Source organism: Haladaptatus pallidirubidus, assembly GCF_020700235.1.
GTDB lineage: Archaea > Halobacteriota > Halobacteria > Halobacteriales > Haladaptataceae > Haladaptatus > Haladaptatus pallidirubidus.
The window spans coordinates 28,240-48,362 of record NZ_CP085307.1 but is presented as its reverse complement, the minus strand read 5'-3'; the positions used below and the strand labels follow the sequence as shown (position 1 = coordinate 48,362).

Sequence of the window (20,123 nt, the reverse complement as noted above, 5' to 3'; positions counted from 1 at the left end):
CGTACTCGATGTAAGCCCGATGGGCTGAGACAGTGGCCAGAGTGTACTATTTGTTCGGCCTCACGGTTCACCGGTAGACTTATCTATACATGCAACCATCTAGTTACATGTTGTCTCATGACCTCCAACGACGACGTGTTCCGGGCGTTGGCCGACAGTACTCGGCGGTTGATCCTAGAGGAATTGACGGACAACAGCGAACAGACGCTCTACGAACTCTGTGTGCGCCTGACTATGGAGCACGACGTCGACATGTCCCGGCAAGGGGTGAGCAAACACCTTGACATCCTCGAGGAGGCCGGGTTGATCGCCTCGACCCGGCGGGGCAAGTACAAGGTCCTGGAGTTCGCAGGCGAAGGCCATATCAAGGCGGCAGCAGCCTGGCTAAACCGACTGGCTGAGAACGACACTGAAACAGAAACTGAGAGGAGTTAACCAAATGGAAATTACTGTAACAAACGTACACGTTGATGACCAGCAGAAGGCCCTAGAGTTCTACACGAACGTCCTTGGCTTCGAGAAGAAGACCGACGTCCCGGCGGGCGGGGCAAGATGGCTGACCGTGGTCGGCCCAAAATCACCCGAAGGCGTCGAGCTACTCCTAGAACCCACGCAGAACCCAGCAGTGGCCGAGGAGCTCGAGGCGTACCGCGACGCGCTCGCCACTAACGGCATTCCCTGGACGCAGTTCGGGTGCGAGGACGTGGAGGCCGAATACGAACGCCTGAGCGAGCAAGGCGTCGAGTTCACCCAGGAGCCAATGACCGCCGGGGACGTCACGATGGCTGTCTTCGACGATACGTGCGGGAACCTCATCCAGATCGTCCAGCAGTGAGATGAACGTGGCGGTCCAAGCCAACAACCCACGTTCCCAGCCACGCTGTGTATGCCGCCAGATACGCAGCCACTGCTGTGGGTGATGTAGACTCTCCCCTTGATGCCTCCGCTACCGCAGCAGAAGAACGTGATTGGTAGTATCAACACTTACTCGAGGCAGAAGAGAATTATAACAGCAAGATAAAATAATTACGACAAAACATTCGATCTATACAAGGAGTTTCGCAAGTGTTTATCCCCTTTATATCACTAAGGCTGAGAAAAAGGGACGCACGAAAACAGAAGTTGATGAAATAATTCGTTGGTTGACAGGATATGACCAGGAAGAGTTAGAATCCCAACTGGAAAAACAGACAGACTTTGAGACTTTCATTGCGGAAGCTCCTCAACTGAACCCTTCGCGGGCTTTGATTGAGGGTGTGATTTGCGGTGTCCGAGTGCAAGACATCGAAGAGCCAACTATGCAGGAAATTCGCTACGTGGATAAATTAATCGATGAGTTAGCAAAGGGGAAAAGCAATGGAGAAGATTTTGCGGAAGTAATAAATCACATCGCTAACATACCCTACTCGCCGACCTGGGCAGTATCTTGATTGGATTTCTACTCACTCATTTTCTGAATGAATTCATTGCAGCATTCGGCGTCGAACTCCATTTTTGGGTGCGAAGTACTCTTGTCGCGATCATTCAAAATCCCGCTCTCCCCACCGGATTACTCTACGCAATAATGAAGGGAGCTGATACCCTCTCTTCATCCGCTATCCATAGTGACGATTAACGATGAATTCGTATTACATCACAAGCAACCGTTGAGAGGAAAATTTTGAGAGAATCCACTGCTGCTTATGAGGTTAGGGAGCAGAAAATCGACTTCATACTAGATATAGAGAACATAGATCGAACAAAGAGTGCTTCCGTCTAGAACATGAATATTTGGACGAAAAACAGCGCAGTTAATACGAGGGCCAGGATTGCCATTCCGTAGGCTAGTAGCCCGTAGTTCGTTGGCTTTTGTTCATATTCTTCGGGCTTGTACAATCGAAGGAGTCCAGTGCCCAAGATGGAGAGGCCAGCGCCAAGTTGTGTGATGACAGCGATAGGAGACTCAAAGAGGAAAGCGTACTGTGCCAGTAATACTATTCCACTATATACGAAACTAAGGGTTACGAACCGAGCTGGCTTCATCTAAGTCATAGATGACAGCCAATAGTTGTATAAACTCCGGTAAATACCCACTACAAATTGAACACCGATCGATTCGGGAGTCCCGAGGTTCATCTACTTCCGCTTAGTTAATCGGTCTTTGACGCCCTCAAAGAATGAAGTGGGAAGTGGTAGTGTTTAGTCGTCCACGGATTAGAATACCAGTTCACATCATGTTATCCATCCACACAATTAGAACCGCGTTTGCTGAATTACTACCATTCACAAACAACGCGAACCCTTCAACAGTTCTCGGGGTATAAGTAGAACTCAGTCGAGGTCGTGCATGAGCACTGACGCCACCCCGGCTCAGTCGATGAGGCTGAGTTGGAATGGGGGGATCGTGCTCAGGAGAATTCAACAATGAGAAAAGTACTCAGCCTGCCCTTTGAGAGCTTGAGGAGGAAGTTACAGCTCTAGGTTTCAGGTCAGCGTGGCGCTCCGCAAGCGATTCCGCTGTTTCTCGTAGTTGTTCGACCTGTACTGTTTCCTCAGGAGATTCTGTTAGTAGCGCTTCAGTCGCTCTCATTCGTCCGAGTCTTTAGTTATTTAGTGAGGGATAATACAAGATTATTATCTTCAGCTCTGTACACGCACTTCTCCGACCATGGAAGATGGATGAACAGTACAGCGGTAGAAAGCGATCTCTGGGGTTGCTTCAAAACGGAGTGTCTGTGATTCGTCTTGCTCTGACAACGAATTAGTGATCTTGACCGTCTTACTTTGAGGAATCGCTTTATTGTCGGTTGTTGTGCCCTGAAGCTGCTGGATGGCTTTGATACTGTTTTCTTGGTTGTTTTGCACGGTAAAGGTGTACGGCTGACCGTCGATATTTGTCCACCTGACAGTATAGATCTCGCCCTCCTGCAACTGTAGGGTCGGGTTTTGTCGTCCTTCGATGGACTGTGGTGCCTGGCCCTGCCACCCAGACGCTTGCCCGGCAAGCTCGATCGGTTCGTTTGGATCGAGAGGCTGCTGGTTCTGTGCTGCGGCTGCGATCCCGCCTGAACTGACTACAACACCGGTGGCAGTACTTTTGATAAATTGCCGTCGTGAGATACTTCTATCTCCGCCTTTTGGGTTCTCTGGTATCATGTGCCGTTCAGAAACGATCTACGAGCAGTTAAGGCTGGATCACTGTTCATGGCTATAAGTAGTAATTAAATCATATAATGCTGATCACTCCAACCGATGTGATAGAGGTAGAATAACAGTCTCGCTCCGTGCTTCAGTGACCGGTGCATTCAGATCCTCACGTCGGTAGAAGTGCGTCCATGACATCAGCGGTTCGGGGGCAGTGGGACTCCCATTCAGCTCGGAGCCGCTCCCCAAAATCACGATTATGCCGACAGCTGCTCAGTCGCAAAGAGTGAGTAGCTGACCAGCACCGGATACCTCTGAGATGGCCGGTCGCTTCACCGATTGGTGGCACCAACATGGAGCGAGGAGAACACAGTCGCCTCGATTTTCCGGAGATGCTCGCCGACCGTTGTCTCGGAGAGCCCTGTCACCGCCGCGATCTCGTTGTGGGTGGCCTCGCGAGGTTCTTGGTAGTAGCCAAGATCGACCGCTGTCCGAAGCACCTCGCGCTGGCGCTCAGTCAACCGGGAGACGACGTGACGGGGGCCGGGCGTGTACGGGCCGGTCCGCTCGACCTCTAACCTGATGCCCTCTGGTTGCTCGGAGAGCACGTCGGCGAAGGCCGCCTCCGTCCCGATGTAGGTCACCCGGAGACCACCGTCGTCGGTGTACTCGATTGGCATATCGATCAGATACGACGACTCGCGCCGGTCTTCCATGAGTATCCGGGTCAGGTCGTCTGCCGCGTAGCGTGTGTAGGAGAAGAACCCAGCATCGTCGCCGGAGATCGAGAACTCTAAGACCTCCGGCGACTCCGACAAGATTTGACGGAGCCCCTCGACGTCGCCGCGGCCCTCGGCGAATATCGCGACGGTGTCGTCGGCGAGGAGTTCCATGCGATGGAGGGCCCGATACTCCAGACCGAGCTCGTTGACCCGCCGATCGAGCCGGTTGATTCCTTCCCCATCGGGGTAGGCCACGACGGTGACATAGCGCATGTACTACCGATTGGGCGCCATCTTATAGTCATTGACCATAAACGTCCATGGATCACCGGCAACGCGCTCATCGCCCCCGAGCGAAGAGGTTTAAGCACCATGTATGACCGCCCGCCGACGAGTGTCCTCCTACCGACGACGAAGTGGACCGACGCATGCGCGGAGCTGGCCGCCCAGCTCGAAGACAGCGACGAACTGTTGATCATCCACGATAGCGAGGACGACCCCGTCACCGCGCAGGAAGACCACCTCGAGGGTGTCCGATTCATCGCCGCTGGAGAGCCGGAAGGCTGTTCGGGGAAGGCCAACGCCATCGCCGCCGGGATGGAGGCCGCGCGCCACGACCGCCTTGTCTGGACGGACGACGACTTCCACCACCCCCCAGACTGGCTGACGACACTTAACATCGAGTATGAGGACTACGGGCCGGTATCAGAGGTGCCGTACTTCGTCGGACAAGATCTCCTGTCGGTACTGCTCGAACCACTGTACGCTTCGGCTGGCTCGCTACCCCTGTACCTCGGCAACCAAATATGGGGCGGTGCAGTTATATTCGAGTGCGGTGACCTCGACGAGGCTGCGTTTCTCGATGAACTCCGGCGAACTGTCAGCGACGATGGGCTCCTCATGGAGTATCTCCAAGTGACGACGGTCGGCCGAACGCGCATTGTTCCCATCGGGGGGACCATCCACGAGGCGGTCGAGCGCCCGGTCCGGTGGACACAGATTCTCCGGTGGCATTTCCCCGGAGCCATCGCCGGGACATGGCTTATCTCGCTGCTCGTCCTCACAGGTGCGGTCCTGGCCCCGCTCCCAGTGGCGGCCGTCCTGACGGTGCTACATTTCGCCGTCAACGAGGTCTTGGGCGTCCGCCGGTGGACGGCCGTGCTGGCTTACCCGGCGCTATTCGTGTTCGTGCCTCTCGTTCTGTACGGGCTCGTCAGCCGGACGTTCGTCTGGAGCGGCCGGCGATACCGCTGGCGCGAGAAGTTCGACGTAACGGTTGGCGAGTAGTGACCCGTCCGAGGACAACCCATTAGTCGAAGAGTAGGGTGATCCAGTCTACCGCCTCTAACGAACAAATCATCTAGCGTGTTATTGTGGTTGCGTTGTCGAAACAGCCATGGGCCGAGAAAAGGAGATATCGTGAATGAGTACAGAGGGTAGGGATCACATCACGCTCAACATGCTGTCATAGGGTTATACCAAATCCATTATTCTGAGTGAACTACTCCGCCCTAACGCGTTCGGGCCTCCCCGGCCCTCGCTTGTTGCGGACGGAACTTCTTATTTCTGTTTCAGAACGTTCAGGAACGGTCCCACAGCATCCACAAGAGTGACGCTCTTGTGCAGCCCATCAGAACCATCGGTTCTGTAGACGATTCCAAACTCCGCAGGCGACTTCCCTTGACGAGTGGTTCGGAGTGTCCCACTCCTCTCGGATGAACACTCACCCACCACGTCCGACCCACATAATTTTGATTGGGTATACCGGGGTGGTCTACTTCGCTTATGAGATTAGGCGGTGGAAGCGCAACTTCCTGCAGAGCACAGAGTGTAAATCTAAACAACCAGTCAGTTCCGTTTAATCTTGAAGCAACTAAATCCGTGTTCTTGTCTAGTTATATATGAGAGTAAGAAGTGATTTAGATGTTCAATCTCTGTATAACAAATATTGGTAACGTATATCTTATCCATGTATGTCGAAGATGCAACGCAGTGAATACGAAGACGACACTTCTCCCAAAGCAGAATCGCTTACAGAAACGCTCCCACGACGGTCCGTCCTCCAAGGACTGGGGATAATGGCCGCTGGGTTGAGTGCCACGGCTTCCCAAGCGGCCGGCCAAGCTCAACAACAGTTTAATTTTGGTCAGACTGTCGTCGACAGCTGCTCGGAAGCAGTCACCATTAGTGTGACAAATCAGAACCAAGAACAATCACAAACAAACGCGATCGAGGGGCCCGACGCGGACGAGTTCACTATCCTCACTGGAACGACGATTCCACCGGGAGCGACGCAAAATGTCATGATTCTGTTTACCCCTACTTCGGCTGGGGCGAAACAGGCGACTATCTTCGGAAGTGTTGACGGCACCCGTGTGAGTGAGGCTACCCTGGTGGGAGTTGGCGTCACTCTCGCGAACGCGTCTCCGGACGATGTGGCTAACTTCCTTGAGCAGCCGGTCGGCAGTCAGTCGACGATATCAGTTACTCCGACGTATCCCGCCAGCTATCCCGAGGCGATCGAAATCACTGGGGCACAAAAAGCGGGCCAGACGCCGGACGCGTTCGAGATCAGCAACGTCCCGGTCGGCCAGGTCGTTCAGCCCGGCGGTACGTTCGAGTTCGATATAAACTTCGTACCGACATCTCCCGGTCTGAAATCGGCCAACCTCGTCGTCGAAGCCCAGTCGCTCCCGAGTGGCTTCCCCTACTGCGCGTTGCTCGGTGCACAGGGGCTTGCAATTGGGTCGGGAGGAGACCTTATTGCAGAGGTGTTCGACCTCAATGAGGAAGTTCTACAGATTATCCTTGAAGCGCTTGAACTGGCTACTCAAGATGGAGAGTATGCTGAGATCCGAGACTTGCTCGTTCAGGCGCAGCCGTTAGTCGAGCAGATGCTCGAAATTCTCGATGCTCTCACCGGGGACGACTCGCCATTGACAGGCGAGAGACTCGAAATCATAAGAAATGTCGCTCAACAGGCAGAGCAGGTATCCAATCTACTCAATCAGACGATCGAGTTCATAGAGGGATTCATAGGAACAGCCAGTCAATCTGTCGGTCTGCTGCCGACGGGGTCGATTCCGAGCATGTCCAACCGCTTCTTCAGTATCTCTGAAGTCGCCGCCCAGCAGGAACAAGACCCGAGAGAAGAGCTCGTTCGATTGCTCGAAGAGATAATTGCTCATGCCGAAGAAATCGAAAGCGCGCTCCGACCACTCGTGTGTCCCGAGGGACTCGATGTTTCCTTCGACTTCCAGGACGGTGCGTGGGTCGCTACCTCGGGTGATTCGCAGGGACTCTCGGTCGAAGGCGACGAAACGCAAGCAACCATCCGTGCGATGTATCCCTTCACGGTGGACTACACGCTTGAATCTGAGGACTTGACCGCCGTGGCCGAACTCGACGAGGATACAGGTGAGTACTGCGCAGCGATCGGTGATGGCTGCTCGACGATTTGCTGGTTCCGGGTCTATTGTCCTGAAAACGGTGGCCCCGGTAATAATCCAAACACCTAGTCACGGCGACCTGCATTTTCGCGGAACGTATCGGAGACAAAGGTTCCTGTTCTCATTTCGGGCAGGTTCTGGAGATTACTCTCGGGGTAACCAACACAAATAATGGGAGCTTTTCAAGTCAGTCCGTGCCGCTGTCCGAGTGCATTGCCACAGGTTTTTACAGATTATTGTTCTCGAAATCATTAGGTATTATAATAGCAGTTATGCAGCTTGGTACTGAGTTGTATGTCCGGCTTAGTCGACTATCTCATTGTTGGTGTCCTCTCATAGTGTCTTATCCGTTTGAACAAGGATTTCTCCATCGTTAGTCACCGTGATGTTTAAATTCTCGATCCTAAACTTCAGTTTCGACTTTCCAAGTTGCTCAAACAAAGAATAGTGATCAGGGGTATAGAAGTGAAAATGCTCATTTACTGCTGCTGTTGCTTCGTCTCGTGAATACTCCGCGACGAATAGGACAATATCAATTAGACATTGTTTGAGTGATGCCTCACCATTGATATCATATTTGAACCGATATTTATGAACATACATTTTATCGCATTCACTCGTGTCATTCGGAAGCCTACCCTTGTATTTGACTGAATCGGGCATATATATTCTATCTTGCCTTTAGTAATAAGTATACGCAGCATACTATTTATTGAATGGAAGTTTTCGAAAGAAGATCAAAAATGCCGAATAGTACCATGTTAAAGAACGAACTGAGATGCTTCTATTCACTAGATATTTGTTGGAAAACTGTGCAGGTGTAACGAGAGAAAACCATACCCATGGTAGACTACAACCATAAACACGGCCTTGAGGTGGTAGTCGAGCGGTGGGGGGGGTAGGGGTTTTCTCCGATGCCGTGACTTCTCTAATGGGAAGATTGATGATTGATTGAGTGGTTTGCTTGCGATCCAAAGCTCAAAATAATCTACAATCAATCGTTTCGTGGCATACAAACACCGATTGATATCGTCAGGTACCACATAACAATAGAGTAGTTTTGCTATGATTTCTTTGTATGAAGAGAGAAAGCAACGATAATAAGAATCGTATTAATCGGCGAAACTACCTCAAAGGAATTGCAGCGAGTGGTGCAGCCATCACTGGACTCGGGGGCGTCGTCACGACATCCCACGCCCAAAATGGTGATTCCAGTGGTGAGCGACTCAGAGTTACATGCGAACAAGTAACGCTTTTTACCCGGGTTATTAGCGGAAACAACGATCCAATTCCAACTGGGGCGACAGTGCTCGTGACGGTCGAGTTTGAAGACGGTAGTGAGCAAGAAGAAGAAGCAACTGTAGACGAAAATGGTGTTGTGCAGGTTAGCCTGCCTGGTAACCGAACTCCAACGTCCGTGACGCTATTCTATGAAGCAGGAGATGATGTTCGTATATCCCAGTTCGATGAGGTTGAAGTAGAAGACGCACCATGTGAGGAGCGATATCCATGTCCCGACATTGACGTCAAATACAAGTTCAAAGACGGAACATGGGTGGCAGTCTCCGGTGAGCCGGATGGTCTTTCTGTTGACGGTGATGAAACGCATGTGACGATCTGCGCGGATTTCCCATTCGTAGTAGATTACGAACTCGAGACAGAAGAGACAACGGTTGAGGCTGAGAAGGATGAGGAGACAGACCAGTACTGTGTAACGATCGGTGATGGCTGTACTGAGATCTGTTGGTTCCGAGTGTATTGTCCTGAATCACCAAATGGTGAGTGTCTAGAATGTCCTGATGTTGGCCAAGCTCAATACAATTTGATCAAACAATCTGATTCAGAATGTTCGTTCGAACGAGTGACTGGCAGTGAGGAATGGGACGATATCATCACCAATATCACGAAAGAACCGGACAATGCTTGTGGATTCCAAACTGGACCTCAATCTATCTGCCTGGAGACAGAATACTGCCTCCAGGGGCGCGTTGAATCATTTATCCCTAGATCTGGATCAGGGACAGGAGAGATGACTGCGGAGTTAGGGCCTGTGTCACCGGATGAAAATGATGAAATCTGTTTCACAGTATCCTCTCCACAGGAATATATCTATAGTTTTACTGTGAAATGTGGCTCAGACGATACCCCGAGTTGCCCGCCGTGCACTGATGTTTTCCCGAATGCAGTATTTATCGAAGGAGAATGGGTTGTTGAGCAATCCGCTCAGTACATCACTGTTGAAGGGGACCAAGAGCAAGTAACGATTTGTGCAGGAGAGGATCTTGATTGCAGTCTAGAACTATCCGTACGTAGTACAATGACTGGACCGGGAGGATGTCTCGGTAGTTTCAACCTCCTGTGCGGGGAATGCATCACTCTCTCTGCTGATGATCTAGGTGCACCTATCCAACGAATTACTGTAGGGGGCCCTGGTTGTCCTGCTAGCTAGCTATCATTTTTCTCATTTTGTAGAGCCGGTCGTCAACGCCATCCGAGCAAATATAGTACCAGCGGTGATTTGCTCGGCCAGCAGAATTCCCATTAGTGAATACAGAGCACGTATCGGTCACAGGAGGAGACGGAGTTTGTTCAATATTGAAAAAGAACTTAATGATATCAGCCATCTATCGAAATATGACTACTGAGAACCGCTCAGGATTGTTATTCAGCCTTCGACGGGCGATTTTCACGTTCGGCATCGCATTTATCGTCGTTCTCTTTGATATGCTGGTCATCCATCTAGGCGGAGTCACGACCTTGCAGGGTCTTATCGAGCAGACTATTATTCTCGGCTTTGGCCTCTACTTCGCTTACACTGTTCTCGCGATATTTGGAACCGAAATTCGGTTTTGAGTGTGCAGTTCACACTACGAACATCACACAGATCGATTCGGTGGTCCCGGGGGCAATCCACTTCCGCTTACAGAATTCAGGAGTAGTGATCCTCGGCCCTTGATTTGCCGTTTACAGCTTAACGGCGCTCATCGACTCGATGATATTCGCTTCCGTGGGTGCGGCCAGATACGGTTCAATCGCGTCATAGCTCGACCAGCCACCAATTGACATCATTCCAAGAAGACTAGTGAGCGGAGAATAGTATTAACATAACTTCTGATTCTGGACGGAAATTCCGAAATATTTCTTCTGAATAATAGTGGTGCCTCAATTAAGAAGATCAAACAGGAAGAATCCAAAATACAGAGCACCTATCGGAAATACAATATTCAGAACAATCCCTGGTTTGTAGCAGCAGCTGTCACTGGACTCGATGCCGTGGTGTTACAGACAAATTGTATTTCTTGGCATTAATTTTATTTAATAAATATTAATAATAGTATCATTCTCATTGCAGTGCAAAGTGATTAGGGTTGCTGTATTTCGATATTCTACACAATCATTTATTGAATCAATACAAGAAAGTATTTGTCCAGTCAATTGTACAAAAGATATTGACGGCAGTACAGTCATCGACACGTCCAATACGGATATCTCGAACTGATACATCCTGTTCTCACTCTTATGCACATACTTTCCTTAAAACGCAAAACGCTTGAATCCTCCACGTTCATCATTCCGGCATTCCTCCTCCTCGGCGTTCTCGAAACGATGAATCAATACGCACGGATCCAGTCGGGCGCACAACAACCACACGTCGACGTGCGGTGTTGCTGGCGTCCGCTCGCGGAGGCGGTGATTGCCGGGAAACCGATCTACGTCCGGCCAGCGGTAGACAACAAGCCGCCATTGTTCGAACTGCTCAACATCGCTGTCGCCGCGACCGGCCAGTATCTGCTCGTGTTTTTCGTTCTCGTGGGACTTGCGAATGCGGTTATCGCAATCCTCCTCTGGCGAATCTGCGCACAACACGATGCCTCCCGCGTCGGCTTAGTGGCGGGACTGTTGTTCCTGACGAGCGTCCCCGCAGCCGGTGGAACCATGGTGAACGTTCGCTCGTTCGCAATCGCGGGGATTCTGCTCTCACTCTCGGTTAACAACCCGATAGCGTGCGGCACGAGCATCGCGGTAGCGGGACTCTTTTCCCAACACGCAGTGTTCGCCATTCCAGCACTCGCTTACGACCGACTTCGTGAACTCGACCGCGAGACGGGCGTCAAATGGTTGGCGTCGTTCAGTCTCGCCGGAATCGGTGTCGTCGCCGTCACGTTCGCGTTCGTTTACGCAGTGTGGGGGCAGGCCTCGTTCCACGGCGCGATTTACTGGTCGTTCGGGGCGGCGGAGAAGTACACGACGAATCCGGTCGTCCCGTCGCTCATCGGCGACACGAGTCAGTGGATGGATGCACTCTACCGCGAAGCCCTCAAACATCTCGGTCTTATCGTCCCCGCAGTGATCGTCGTCCAGTTGACATTATCCGCACGAGATGCTGAACGTCCTGCCCTTTCGACGAATGCACCCATACTGACGACTGCGCTCCTCGCACTCTCGATGACACTGCCGCTGTTCGTGCGTGCGTATCGCGCGTACTGGCTCTATCCGCTCCCGTTCCTCGCCCTGCTCGCATCTATCGGCTATCAGGAGTTTTTCAAGGTCGCAACAGAGTGAGCTTCTGGCGGATTCGAACCATGCTCGGACATGCTCAATACGTTGCACGTGTCTAGTCTATTTCGAACCCGCCGAACGCTTCCTTTTCGTGGCACGGGGTTCGCTTCGCTCACCACGATGTGCCACGAAAATCCAATGGATTCGAGCGGAACTAATCCAGATTTTCGACGACTCAGATATCAGTTCACACACAGTACAAGCCCTCAGACGAGGGTTTGAAATTTGGATTTTGTCTCCTTCGATGAGACTCAACTTATCGATAGAATGCGCATCCGTCAGCAATCATACCATTTTTAGGTTCTCACTATAATATTTTCTCCCATTCCTGTCTATAAGTTAATTAATAATATAATTTTAATTATTCTAAATTTGTTTTGGTTTCAATTTCTTAGCGGGCTTTAACAAAGCATCTTATTTTAAGGATATCAGTCCCTAGTTGGTTGTTCTGTGCCCGGATCTGGTGTGTTCGAACTTTTGATATCACTCGTCCAATCGGGGTATTCCTTTCGCTCACGACCCTCGAACGAGGGATCGCCTGACATTGCTTTTATCGCTCGTGCATCATCTAGACTCCATACCGCACCATCCTCGTGAAAGAGACCGTTGATGACACCATTTTCTCGCACCGCAAGTGTGTAGGCTGGTTTGAGCATCAGTGACCAAAAGAAATTCCCGATTCCAGCCTTGTGAATTATTGGAGCTAAAGAGGAATAGTCGGGGACCGCTGCATTTTCATTCACATCAGCAGCGAACTTTTCTCCTGGTCGAAGGCGCTGCCATTCAGATAGCCACACGGGCATATCGAGTTTGGTTTGAACGTAGTTTGCCTGCTGAAGGACGTGACGATACAGCTTCGGCGTTCGTGCAAAGTTATAATGAAACTGTAAAATATCCATACCCCAGTCCAAATATTCAGCGTTATTTGCGAGGCTTGTCGAACCAACGGTGAGCGGCCGTTCTCCACGATACCACGCTAATATCTCCGCCATCTCCCGCATAAATTGAACATTTCTTTGATCCCACCCTGGCTCATTCGTGAGTTCGATTGCAAGCAGTCGATCATCATCCCGATACTGTTGCATAAACCACCGAATGAACACTCGTGGCGTCTTCCAGAGCGGTTTCTCGACCATTGTTCTACCGGACGGTGAGTGAGTTTGAACAGCAGCAAGAATATCATCGTTGAGTAAATTCTCGAACGTCGGTGCGCGCCCAACACTATCGAAGAGCCCAAGGAGGACTTGCATACCGTACTTATCGGCGGTGTCAAGTAGGTGTTCGAGATGTTTTGCATGTGCATCTGGATTCTGAAGCCAATATTCATAGCTCAGCCACGTGCGAATTGCGTTCAAATTGAGACGTGCTGCATATCCGAAATCGCGTTCGATCTCGGCCGGGTCGTAATCCCGCCACATCTGGTACCGATTGAATGCCCGTGTGGGAATGTAGATCGCCCCACGAACATCAACCGGTTTCTTTGTACTACCTTGATTGTTTGCTTGCTTAGGTTCCTTTTTTCGCTGTTTGGGTGACGTATCCTGAGTGTTGTGGTACCTCCCTAATCCGAGTGTAATTCCGCCTGTGCTCGCAGCAAGGAATTCCCGACGGGTTCTCCCTGAATCCATTAGTAAGAATACCTCTCTACCTCTCTCACTTAAAATCTAATAAACAACGTCTTGCCGCTTATCGTAACTACCACGAAGAGCCATGGTATTTATCAACAATAGATGTTCAGAACGCAAACAAGTGCCAACAATCTTCAACTGTGATGATCACGTTGGTATTTTCATATAGATGAATTTGAAACGGACGTTCCTCTTATTAATAGTTGTAGTGCTCTTGTCTGCTTGTGTTAGTATCCCAGCTATAATGATGCCATCAAACAGTTTAAAGAAACAAAATATTAATTCTTGTACTACAATTGACGAACCTGGGAGATACGAACTGACAAAGAATATTACAAACGGCGGAGGAACACCGATTTCTCAAAGCTGTATCGAAATTCAATCAGGGAACGTCGTTTTCGATGGGAATGGCCATACCATTGATGGCCGTGGAAATAGCCATACTGTCGCGATAGATGTGAATACGCCAGAAAATAGCAAAAATATACAAATCACAAATGCTGTTATAACCAATTGGCATGAGGGAATCGTGTTTCGTCATGACGAACTTGGAGAAATACAGAACGTAACTGCGTCATCAAATGTGTACGGAATCTCTCTCGAGAATTCCCAACTCGTGATAACTAGAAATTCTATCTTAAAAGACAATCTTGTTGGAAAACGAGTTAGCGGGAGTAGTATTCACATTCAGTTATGGGGAAACGAATTTTCGGGCAATCAAGTAGATACAATTTAATAACTAATTCAACATAATTAGGATAAATTTGATATATATACATATATATGTGTGTGTGTGTACTCACTATGCTAGACTCTCTAGAGGGCTTCAGAGCAAGTATCCGAACAGTGGTTCTTGAACCGTTTTGCGGTCACTTGTCTTGACGATAACCTAGCTTCTCATTTTATATTTTACTTTGTGGATGTTTGATTGAACGAGCCCATGTTGGCCATTCTTTCCGTTCACGGCCGGAGAACGCATTACTCCCGCCCATTGCCTTAATCGCTTTTGCATCCTCTAAACTCCAGACAGCACCATCTTCGTGAAAGATCCCGTTTAAAACTCCTTTTCGACGCATTGGTTGGGTGTACGCAGGTTGTAGCATAAGCGACCAAAAGAAATTATCAACGCTATATTTTCGCAATAGTGGTGCAAGAGAAGCATAATTTGGGTACCAGTCGTCCACTTTTTTATTTGTGTTCCCCCATCCAAATGACGCAATTTTTTGCCACTCGGTTAACCAAATCGGTTGTTCTATGTTTGAAGATAGCTCTCGGTAATCCTGTAGTAGATCACGGAATATTTGCTTGTTTGATGGATAATTATAGTGGAATTGTAAAATGTCACTTCCCCAATCAAGATAATCAACACTGTTGATCAAACTTGTAGCACCAACTGTCAGTGGGATCGTTCCGCGGTTGTGGAGAAGCGTTTGAAACATGTCCTTTGCAAACTTCTTTACGTCATTGCGCCAGCCAGGTTCGTTCATTACTTCGATCGCTAATAGGCGTTCATCGTTTCGATGCAAATTCATAAACCATTGCACAAACTCGTGTGGTTTCGTCCATCGCTTCGGGTTTTGAATAACCTTTAACGAGGGTGAACGAACCGGTGTCGCAGTTTGCGGATCCGTGTTTGTTAAGTTTTCATGGGTTGGTTTTGTACCGACATTCTCGAATAAACTGAGCAATACATTGATACCTCTCTTCGATGCGGCCGTGAGAAAATGCTCGATCGCTTTTCGATGCTTTGTTGGGTTTTCAAGCCAGAATTCGTAACTCACCCATGTTCGAATCGCATTCAAACCAAGCCGAGATGCATATCCAAGATCTCGTTCGATTATCTCTGGTAAGTAATTGGCCCACATTTGATAGAAGTTGAAATCACGACTTGGAAGATACAGAGCACCTCTGATATCAACAGGCGTTCTATCCTCGGAAGTCAATGTAGTACCTATCGCATTAGAGCCCATAGAGACGCTAAGTCCTACTGTACTTCCTGTCCGAATGAATTGCCGCCGTGTAACAGACATTGATAGTACTTTTAGATAATGACTGTGGGTTTTGTAAACGTATGGGCAGTCCGTGTTGCCCAAGTTAGAGATTCCCAACGAATACCTTGTGGAGTATATTCAAAACCTATGAATATTTTTTGTTCATGTACAATTCATTCTGGCGTCGCTTTGATGTTTGTGAGGAACTTCGGTCGTGGATCAATTGACTGGAGCCCAGAGCGGTTGATCCAAGTGACTTGGTGATTACGAATCGTGTCACGAAGAAGCAGGAGGGAAATATCCAAGCCACGTGGAGTGTGGCGGCGCTTGAGCGGGCAGCAAATTTCGGGTTGACACATTCGTCAAGTTAGGATGTCTCGTGTTTTGTCGTTGATGATGATACACGATCGTGTGGCGTTAGCAGTCAAACTCCAACTGACGTTGATACCGAATTCTATCGGGACTTGTTGGTGCAGGCAGCCACGAGTAAGCTCTTGCCACTCGGCTGTTGAACGAACCAAATTAAGGAATATCTCACAGATCATGAATAGCTAAGCCTTCAATCGCTCTTTTAACGCTTAAGTCGAATATAAACTGACGCCAGTGGCTACAATATGGATATTTAAATTATTCTTGGAAGTTCCATATTGGTCTCTAATTTTTCTTGAATATTATCACATCTTGATTTTCATAGGCCAGCTGGTATTCCTCCGAACGGATGAGCGAACGTCTCATTTGTGGCCGTTGCTGTGTCTGAAAGCCTCGGACTGTATACGTGCCCTTCGGAACATAAACATAGTCGGGACGGATATTATTTTGATGGAACTGTCTGGAGAGACACATCTCGATATGGCATCGAGAAACCTGACGATATTCCCGAAGCTGGTGTTTATATTTTTTCGATGAGTCCCACTCAACACCCCACGGACTAACCAGAATTGTTCGATCAGCGAAGTATGGGAACCATTCAGCGGCGTCTCCCATCACGATGAACTCGGCATCTGTCGCCGTCTCTTTCTTCACCCAATCCATTGCTGCCATGTCTTCATTGTCAATGAACGATGGCTGCGAAGTACCACCATGAAGAGGTGAACCTGCCACATATAACCCACCCATCGCGAACAACATCACAATCAAGCCAACAGCCATCGCTTGTGATAGCCATTGCGTACCATTCTGGCGTTCCTGATTGGACTGGAGATATCGAGATGCAGTCGTCAACGCGCCAATTGCAATAATACCAGGGACAAATGCAAACCGCTTCTCTTGTAAAAGCAAAATTGAGAGGAGAAACCAAACCGGAAGGAAAAACCGCCTCTGTGCAATTAGATAGCCTGAACCAAGGAGGACGAGAAGGTACCATAGTGACATGGTTCGACCAGCAGCTATCGGCTGTCCTAATATGGATAAGAGACCTAACAGTGACGTTGTTTGGACGATCCCACCATGGGTGCTTGCTGCCGCTGTAAAGCCCTCTATGCCAGTGGTTGAGACAATGTACAGTATCCATGGTGAGGCCAATAGGAAACCACCAATAGCAACCATAACGCCCATTGCGAGTCCACGTATGGAGCGATCGTAGCGTAAATAGAGCAACACGCAGCTTGCGCCGAAGAATATACTGTATGTTGGGTGGGTTAGAAGTGTAAGTCCAAATAAGATCGCCGTTGACGCAATCCACCGGCGGTGATGATACTGGAAAACCCGCAATCCACTATAGAGTCCACTTATTGTAAAGAGAAATGCCGGCGCACGAACGATGCCGCCAGCAGAGATATGCCATTGCAATATCGTTGGCGTAACTGCAAAAAGAATGGCAGTGATGCCAGCTCGGAGTGGTGTCCCGAGTACATTACGCGCTATAAAATAAAATGGAATCACAACAGCGACCGAAATTATACTTGGGAGGACACGAGTGAGAAGTAATGGCTCTAATCCGATATCAAGCAGTGCTGCGATGCTATAAAATCCGAGTGGAGGATAGATGAATGGGACACCATCTGCGGTGTAGCCAGCAATCATCTTTGGCGGACGATAGCCGTTAGCAAGAAGGTCTTCGGCCATAGAGAGATAGAGACCGGCCCCATATGCAGGATACGAATGAGTTTGGTGATATATACTGATGATACTAACCGCAACAATCACTGCGATAAGCAACCAGACTTTATCAGTACTACGAGTCGTGGCGAGCAGCGACCGAAATTGATTGACATAAGATAGATCACGATCGCTAGATGTTCGGTCAGTGAATGGTTTATCTCCCGCCATCGGTGCATAGGTTACTAGTTGGTGACTCAGAATCAGCGATATAAGGATTGACTATCTGACATCCATAGCATGGATTCTCAGGGTATTCATCTGCTGATCTATGAGTACTGAAAAAGAAACTTGTTGTGTCGTTTGTCACTGTATAATATTTAAAATGTTCTACTGATCTTAAATCTGGCGATCGTCTATACTAATGATAGTGCATTTCACAGGAGTATTACGCGTCACCTAGGGATTCTGGTGCAAAATTGACCATCAGAACCAACTACTGAGAAGTCTAATTCTATGACCAATTATTTAATAGAACTCGTCATAAATTAAATGAGGATGAAATATATGATACCCTGGCATCGTGCCGTTGTACTGCCGTTGGCAGGCACGTATCATCGCGCTCGCAGTGGTCTCCCTTTCGGTTCGCGGACACCGGCTGAACTCTCTCGCTACCAGCCTTAAACCGGCCAGAAGTACGGTAAAAGTAAGCATCGTCGATTAGTTACGCTCGCGATCTCCGGACGCGAACGGCGACCGTGTGGACATGTTACATGGTCCGGTCCGCTCCAGGATCATCGTATACTGATCCACACCGAAGTCCTGCGCGTCTCCGTACTGGATGGTTCGTGGGAAGAGTCCGGTTCGGAGCAGATCCCACCACAGGGGACTGGGCTCGTCCGTATCGAAGAACCGCGGGCGAGGACCGAACGTGGCAGCGACCTCGTAGGGATACTTGTCTTCGGCCAACAGGTATCGGTAGTAGCTCTCCATCTGCGGATTGGATAATAGCTTCGCCCGTTCGCTGTGGCTGTCGGGCGCGAGGTATAGTACTCCGACCAAATAGTTAAGCTGGATATACGTCGGACACCGTTGGGGCATGGCGCGCGTCCACTTCCTAACGCTGGGGGTTCGCGTCTCTCCTTCAATCGTCATCTCTCGATTGCTCGGCTGGTAGACGTCCATTCCGTGAGGAACTGCAGCGTCCTGCGGATCCATCGTGTATGTCTCGATGGTCGAGTTCTCCGCGGCGTTCGACGACAGCCACGACGTCGCCTGGTCTCGGGGCTGGGTTGCGTACCCGAGGTCGCCCACGCCGGCGTACGCGCCGCTCGTCACCAAGAGAACCACAATGAGCGGCCGCGCGAGCGACCGATTACTGTCGTAGAAACGCGTCAGAACCACCGCGAGGACGAGGATGAGAAGCGCGAACGTCGGGAGGAGGTGGTGAGCACGGATGTACGCCCAACGACTAAAGACGGTGAGGTACGTCGCTGTCCCCGCGAGCGCCAGCAGTACCCCGTTTGAAGCCGTCGACCGTTCACGGAGAAGCGAAAGGCTCGCCGCAACGCCGCCAAGCGCCCCGAGGAAGAGCGGCAGCCCAAGGCCGTGGAGGTATCCACGCAGGATCCACCACCAACTCGGGGCGACCAGCCAGCCGAACGGCTGTCCCTTGTTCGTCGTTCCTCTGTTTACCCGATCCGTAATCACCTCGAACCCACCGGCGAACGTGCTCGGAAAACCGACGATGATCGTTGTCGCGCCAAGGATCGCGCCGAGCACGAGAAGCCGCGGCCGCACAAGTGCCTCCCGCGGCGTCGTCTTGGGGTTCCGCGCGTACAGGAGGTAAGCGAGCCCGAGTAGAGCGACGCTGACTCCCGCGGTGAGCTTGAACGCGATCGCGATCCCGCCGCAGACGCAGCCCGCGTAGAACAACGACTCCTCGCCGGTCTCGGAGTAACGGAGGGCAAAGTAGACGACCAGAAGTAGGAAGAAAAGCGCCGGGATGTCCTCACCGGCCTCGTGCGCCGAGACAAGGAATCCCCACGTCAGCGACAGCAGAATCGACGCTAGTCGCCCCGTCGCGCGGTCGCGCATCGTCGTTCCGATTCGGTACATCACGTAGACGCAGCCGACCGCTAGCAGCACATTGACTAATCGCGACGAAAGAACAATCGCGATCCACACCCACGCAGGCGTCCGGTTCCAGTGTGCCCAGAGATCGACCTCCGTCCCTCTGAGAATACCCATGAACGCGTCGAGCTGACCGGTGAGAAACGCGAACGCGATCACGGGGATAAGCGCGATCCCGTAGAGATATAACGTCGCTCCGTAGGGCCGCCAGTGCTCGAGCCCCTCTCGGAGGGATTCGACGCCGGGATCCTCAAGGAAGAATACCAGCACCTCCAGCGGATCGACAACGCGCCAGCGCTCGTCGCGGGTCGCGAAGTTCGGGACGTGGTGCCAAATCCAGAATCCGGCGAGGACGAACGCGAAGAGGAGGATATATGCAAGGTACGGGTCGGCATCGAGATCGTCACGGATCTGTTGTTTTATCCGATTCAGGATGCCAGCGATAGCTCGCTGCATGCAGATGCCTTGGGAGAGGGCAAT

The 20,123-nt window shown here is 50.4% G+C and carries 14 protein-coding genes and 2 pseudogenes; 9 read left to right on the top strand and 7 right to left on the bottom strand.

Annotation, left to right across the window (positions count from 1 at the left end; all coding sequences use genetic code 11):
- Nucleotides 1–117: 117 nt before the first annotated feature.
- From LIX15_RS29955 to LIX15_RS29945, 3 genes and pseudogenes are all read left to right on the top strand, one after another.
- Nucleotides 118–435: an ArsR/SmtB family transcription factor gene (locus tag LIX15_RS29955; protein ID WP_227779064.1), complete on the top strand. Its 318-nt coding sequence runs from the start codon at nt 118–120 to the stop codon at nt 433–435.
- 4 nt (nt 436–439) lie between these two features.
- Nucleotides 440–835 carry a VOC family protein gene (locus LIX15_RS29950; protein ID WP_227779063.1) on the top strand — a complete coding sequence of 132 codons (396 nt, stop codon included), beginning with the start codon at nt 440–442 and terminating at the stop codon, nt 833–835.
- A 190-nt stretch (nt 836–1,025) separates the two neighbouring features.
- A pseudogene (locus LIX15_RS29945) lies at nt 1,026–1,380 on the top strand (DUF2200 domain-containing protein).
- A gap of 1,239 nt (nt 1,381–2,619) precedes the next feature.
- Here the strand turns inward: LIX15_RS29945 and LIX15_RS29940 are convergent.
- Both LIX15_RS29940 and LIX15_RS29935 read right to left on the bottom strand, forming a co-directional pair.
- Entirely contained in the window at nt 2,620–3,135 is a 516-nt protein-coding gene (locus LIX15_RS29940; RefSeq protein WP_227779062.1) for a cupredoxin domain-containing protein, read from the bottom strand.
- 320 nt (nt 3,136–3,455) lie between these two features.
- Nucleotides 3,456–4,016 (bottom strand): helix-turn-helix domain-containing protein, encoded by a 561-nt coding sequence (locus tag LIX15_RS29935; protein ID WP_227779061.1) that lies wholly within the window; start codon nt 4,014–4,016, stop codon nt 3,456–3,458.
- A gap of 201 nt (nt 4,017–4,217) precedes the next feature.
- Here LIX15_RS29935 and LIX15_RS29930 point away from each other — a divergent pair, with 201 nt between their 5' ends.
- The 4 genes from LIX15_RS29930 (at nt 4,218) to LIX15_RS29915 (ending at nt 10,147) form a co-directional block, all read left to right on the top strand.
- A complete protein-coding gene (locus LIX15_RS29930) occupies nt 4,218–5,132 on the top strand; it encodes a glycosyltransferase family 2 protein (RefSeq protein WP_227779277.1) in 915 nt (304 codons plus the stop codon).
- A 695-nt stretch (nt 5,133–5,827) separates the two neighbouring features.
- Nucleotides 5,828–7,363, top strand: coding sequence for a choice-of-anchor D domain-containing protein (locus LIX15_RS29925; protein ID WP_227779060.1), 1,536 nt, complete (start codon nt 5,828–5,830; stop codon nt 7,361–7,363).
- A 1,009-nt stretch (nt 7,364–8,372) separates the two neighbouring features.
- Entirely contained in the window at nt 8,373–9,743 is a 1,371-nt protein-coding gene (locus LIX15_RS29920; protein ID WP_227779059.1) for a hypothetical protein, read from the top strand.
- Nucleotides 9,744–9,928: 185 nt separating this feature from the next.
- Nucleotides 9,929–10,147: a hypothetical protein gene (locus tag LIX15_RS29915; RefSeq protein ID WP_227779058.1), complete on the top strand. Its 219-nt coding sequence runs from the start codon at nt 9,929–9,931 to the stop codon at nt 10,145–10,147.
- Nucleotides 10,148–10,258: 111 nt separating this feature from the next.
- On the opposite strand, the pseudogene LIX15_RS29910 reads toward LIX15_RS29915, so the two are convergent.
- A pseudogene (locus LIX15_RS29910) lies at nt 10,259–10,363 on the bottom strand (site-specific integrase); the annotation flags it as partial.
- Nucleotides 10,364–10,813: 450 nt separating this feature from the next.
- Between LIX15_RS29910 and LIX15_RS29905 the strand changes: the two are divergent.
- The gene (locus LIX15_RS29905) at nt 10,814–11,857 is read left to right on the top strand and encodes a hypothetical protein (protein ID WP_227779057.1); all 1,044 of its coding nucleotides are present in this window, start codon (nt 10,814–10,816) and stop codon (nt 11,855–11,857) included.
- 425 nt (nt 11,858–12,282) lie between these two features.
- Here LIX15_RS29905 and LIX15_RS29900 read toward each other — a convergent pair whose 3' ends face one another.
- The gene (locus tag LIX15_RS29900) at nt 12,283–13,482 is read right to left on the bottom strand and encodes a glycoside hydrolase 5 family protein (RefSeq protein WP_227779056.1); all 1,200 of its coding nucleotides are present in this window, start codon (nt 13,480–13,482) and stop codon (nt 12,283–12,285) included.
- Nucleotides 13,483–13,726: 244 nt separating this feature from the next.
- On the opposite strand from LIX15_RS29900, the gene LIX15_RS29895 reads away from it, so the two are divergent.
- Complete coding sequence (locus LIX15_RS29895) at nt 13,727–14,218, top strand: NosD domain-containing protein (RefSeq protein WP_227779055.1); 492 nt, start codon at nt 13,727–13,729, stop codon at nt 14,216–14,218.
- Between the two features lie 166 nt (nt 14,219–14,384).
- Here the strand turns inward: LIX15_RS29895 and LIX15_RS29890 are convergent, their stop codons facing one another.
- The 3 genes from LIX15_RS29890 to LIX15_RS29880 all read right to left on the bottom strand — a co-directional run bounded on the left by LIX15_RS29890 (nt 14,385) and on the right by LIX15_RS29880 (nt 20,099).
- Nucleotides 14,385–15,452 (bottom strand): glycoside hydrolase 5 family protein, encoded by a 1,068-nt coding sequence (locus tag LIX15_RS29890; protein WP_227779054.1) that lies wholly within the window; start codon nt 15,450–15,452, stop codon nt 14,385–14,387.
- A gap of 675 nt (nt 15,453–16,127) precedes the next feature.
- Nucleotides 16,128–17,537, bottom strand: a complete 1,410-nt coding sequence (locus LIX15_RS29885; protein ID WP_227779053.1) for a glycosyltransferase family 39 protein — start codon at nt 17,535–17,537, stop codon at nt 16,128–16,130.
- Between the two features lie 693 nt (nt 17,538–18,230).
- The gene (locus LIX15_RS29880; RefSeq protein ID WP_227779052.1) at nt 18,231–20,099 is read right to left on the bottom strand and encodes an ArnT family glycosyltransferase; all 1,869 of its coding nucleotides are present in this window, start codon (nt 20,097–20,099) and stop codon (nt 18,231–18,233) included.
- Between the last annotated feature and the right edge of the window lie 24 nt (nt 20,100–20,123).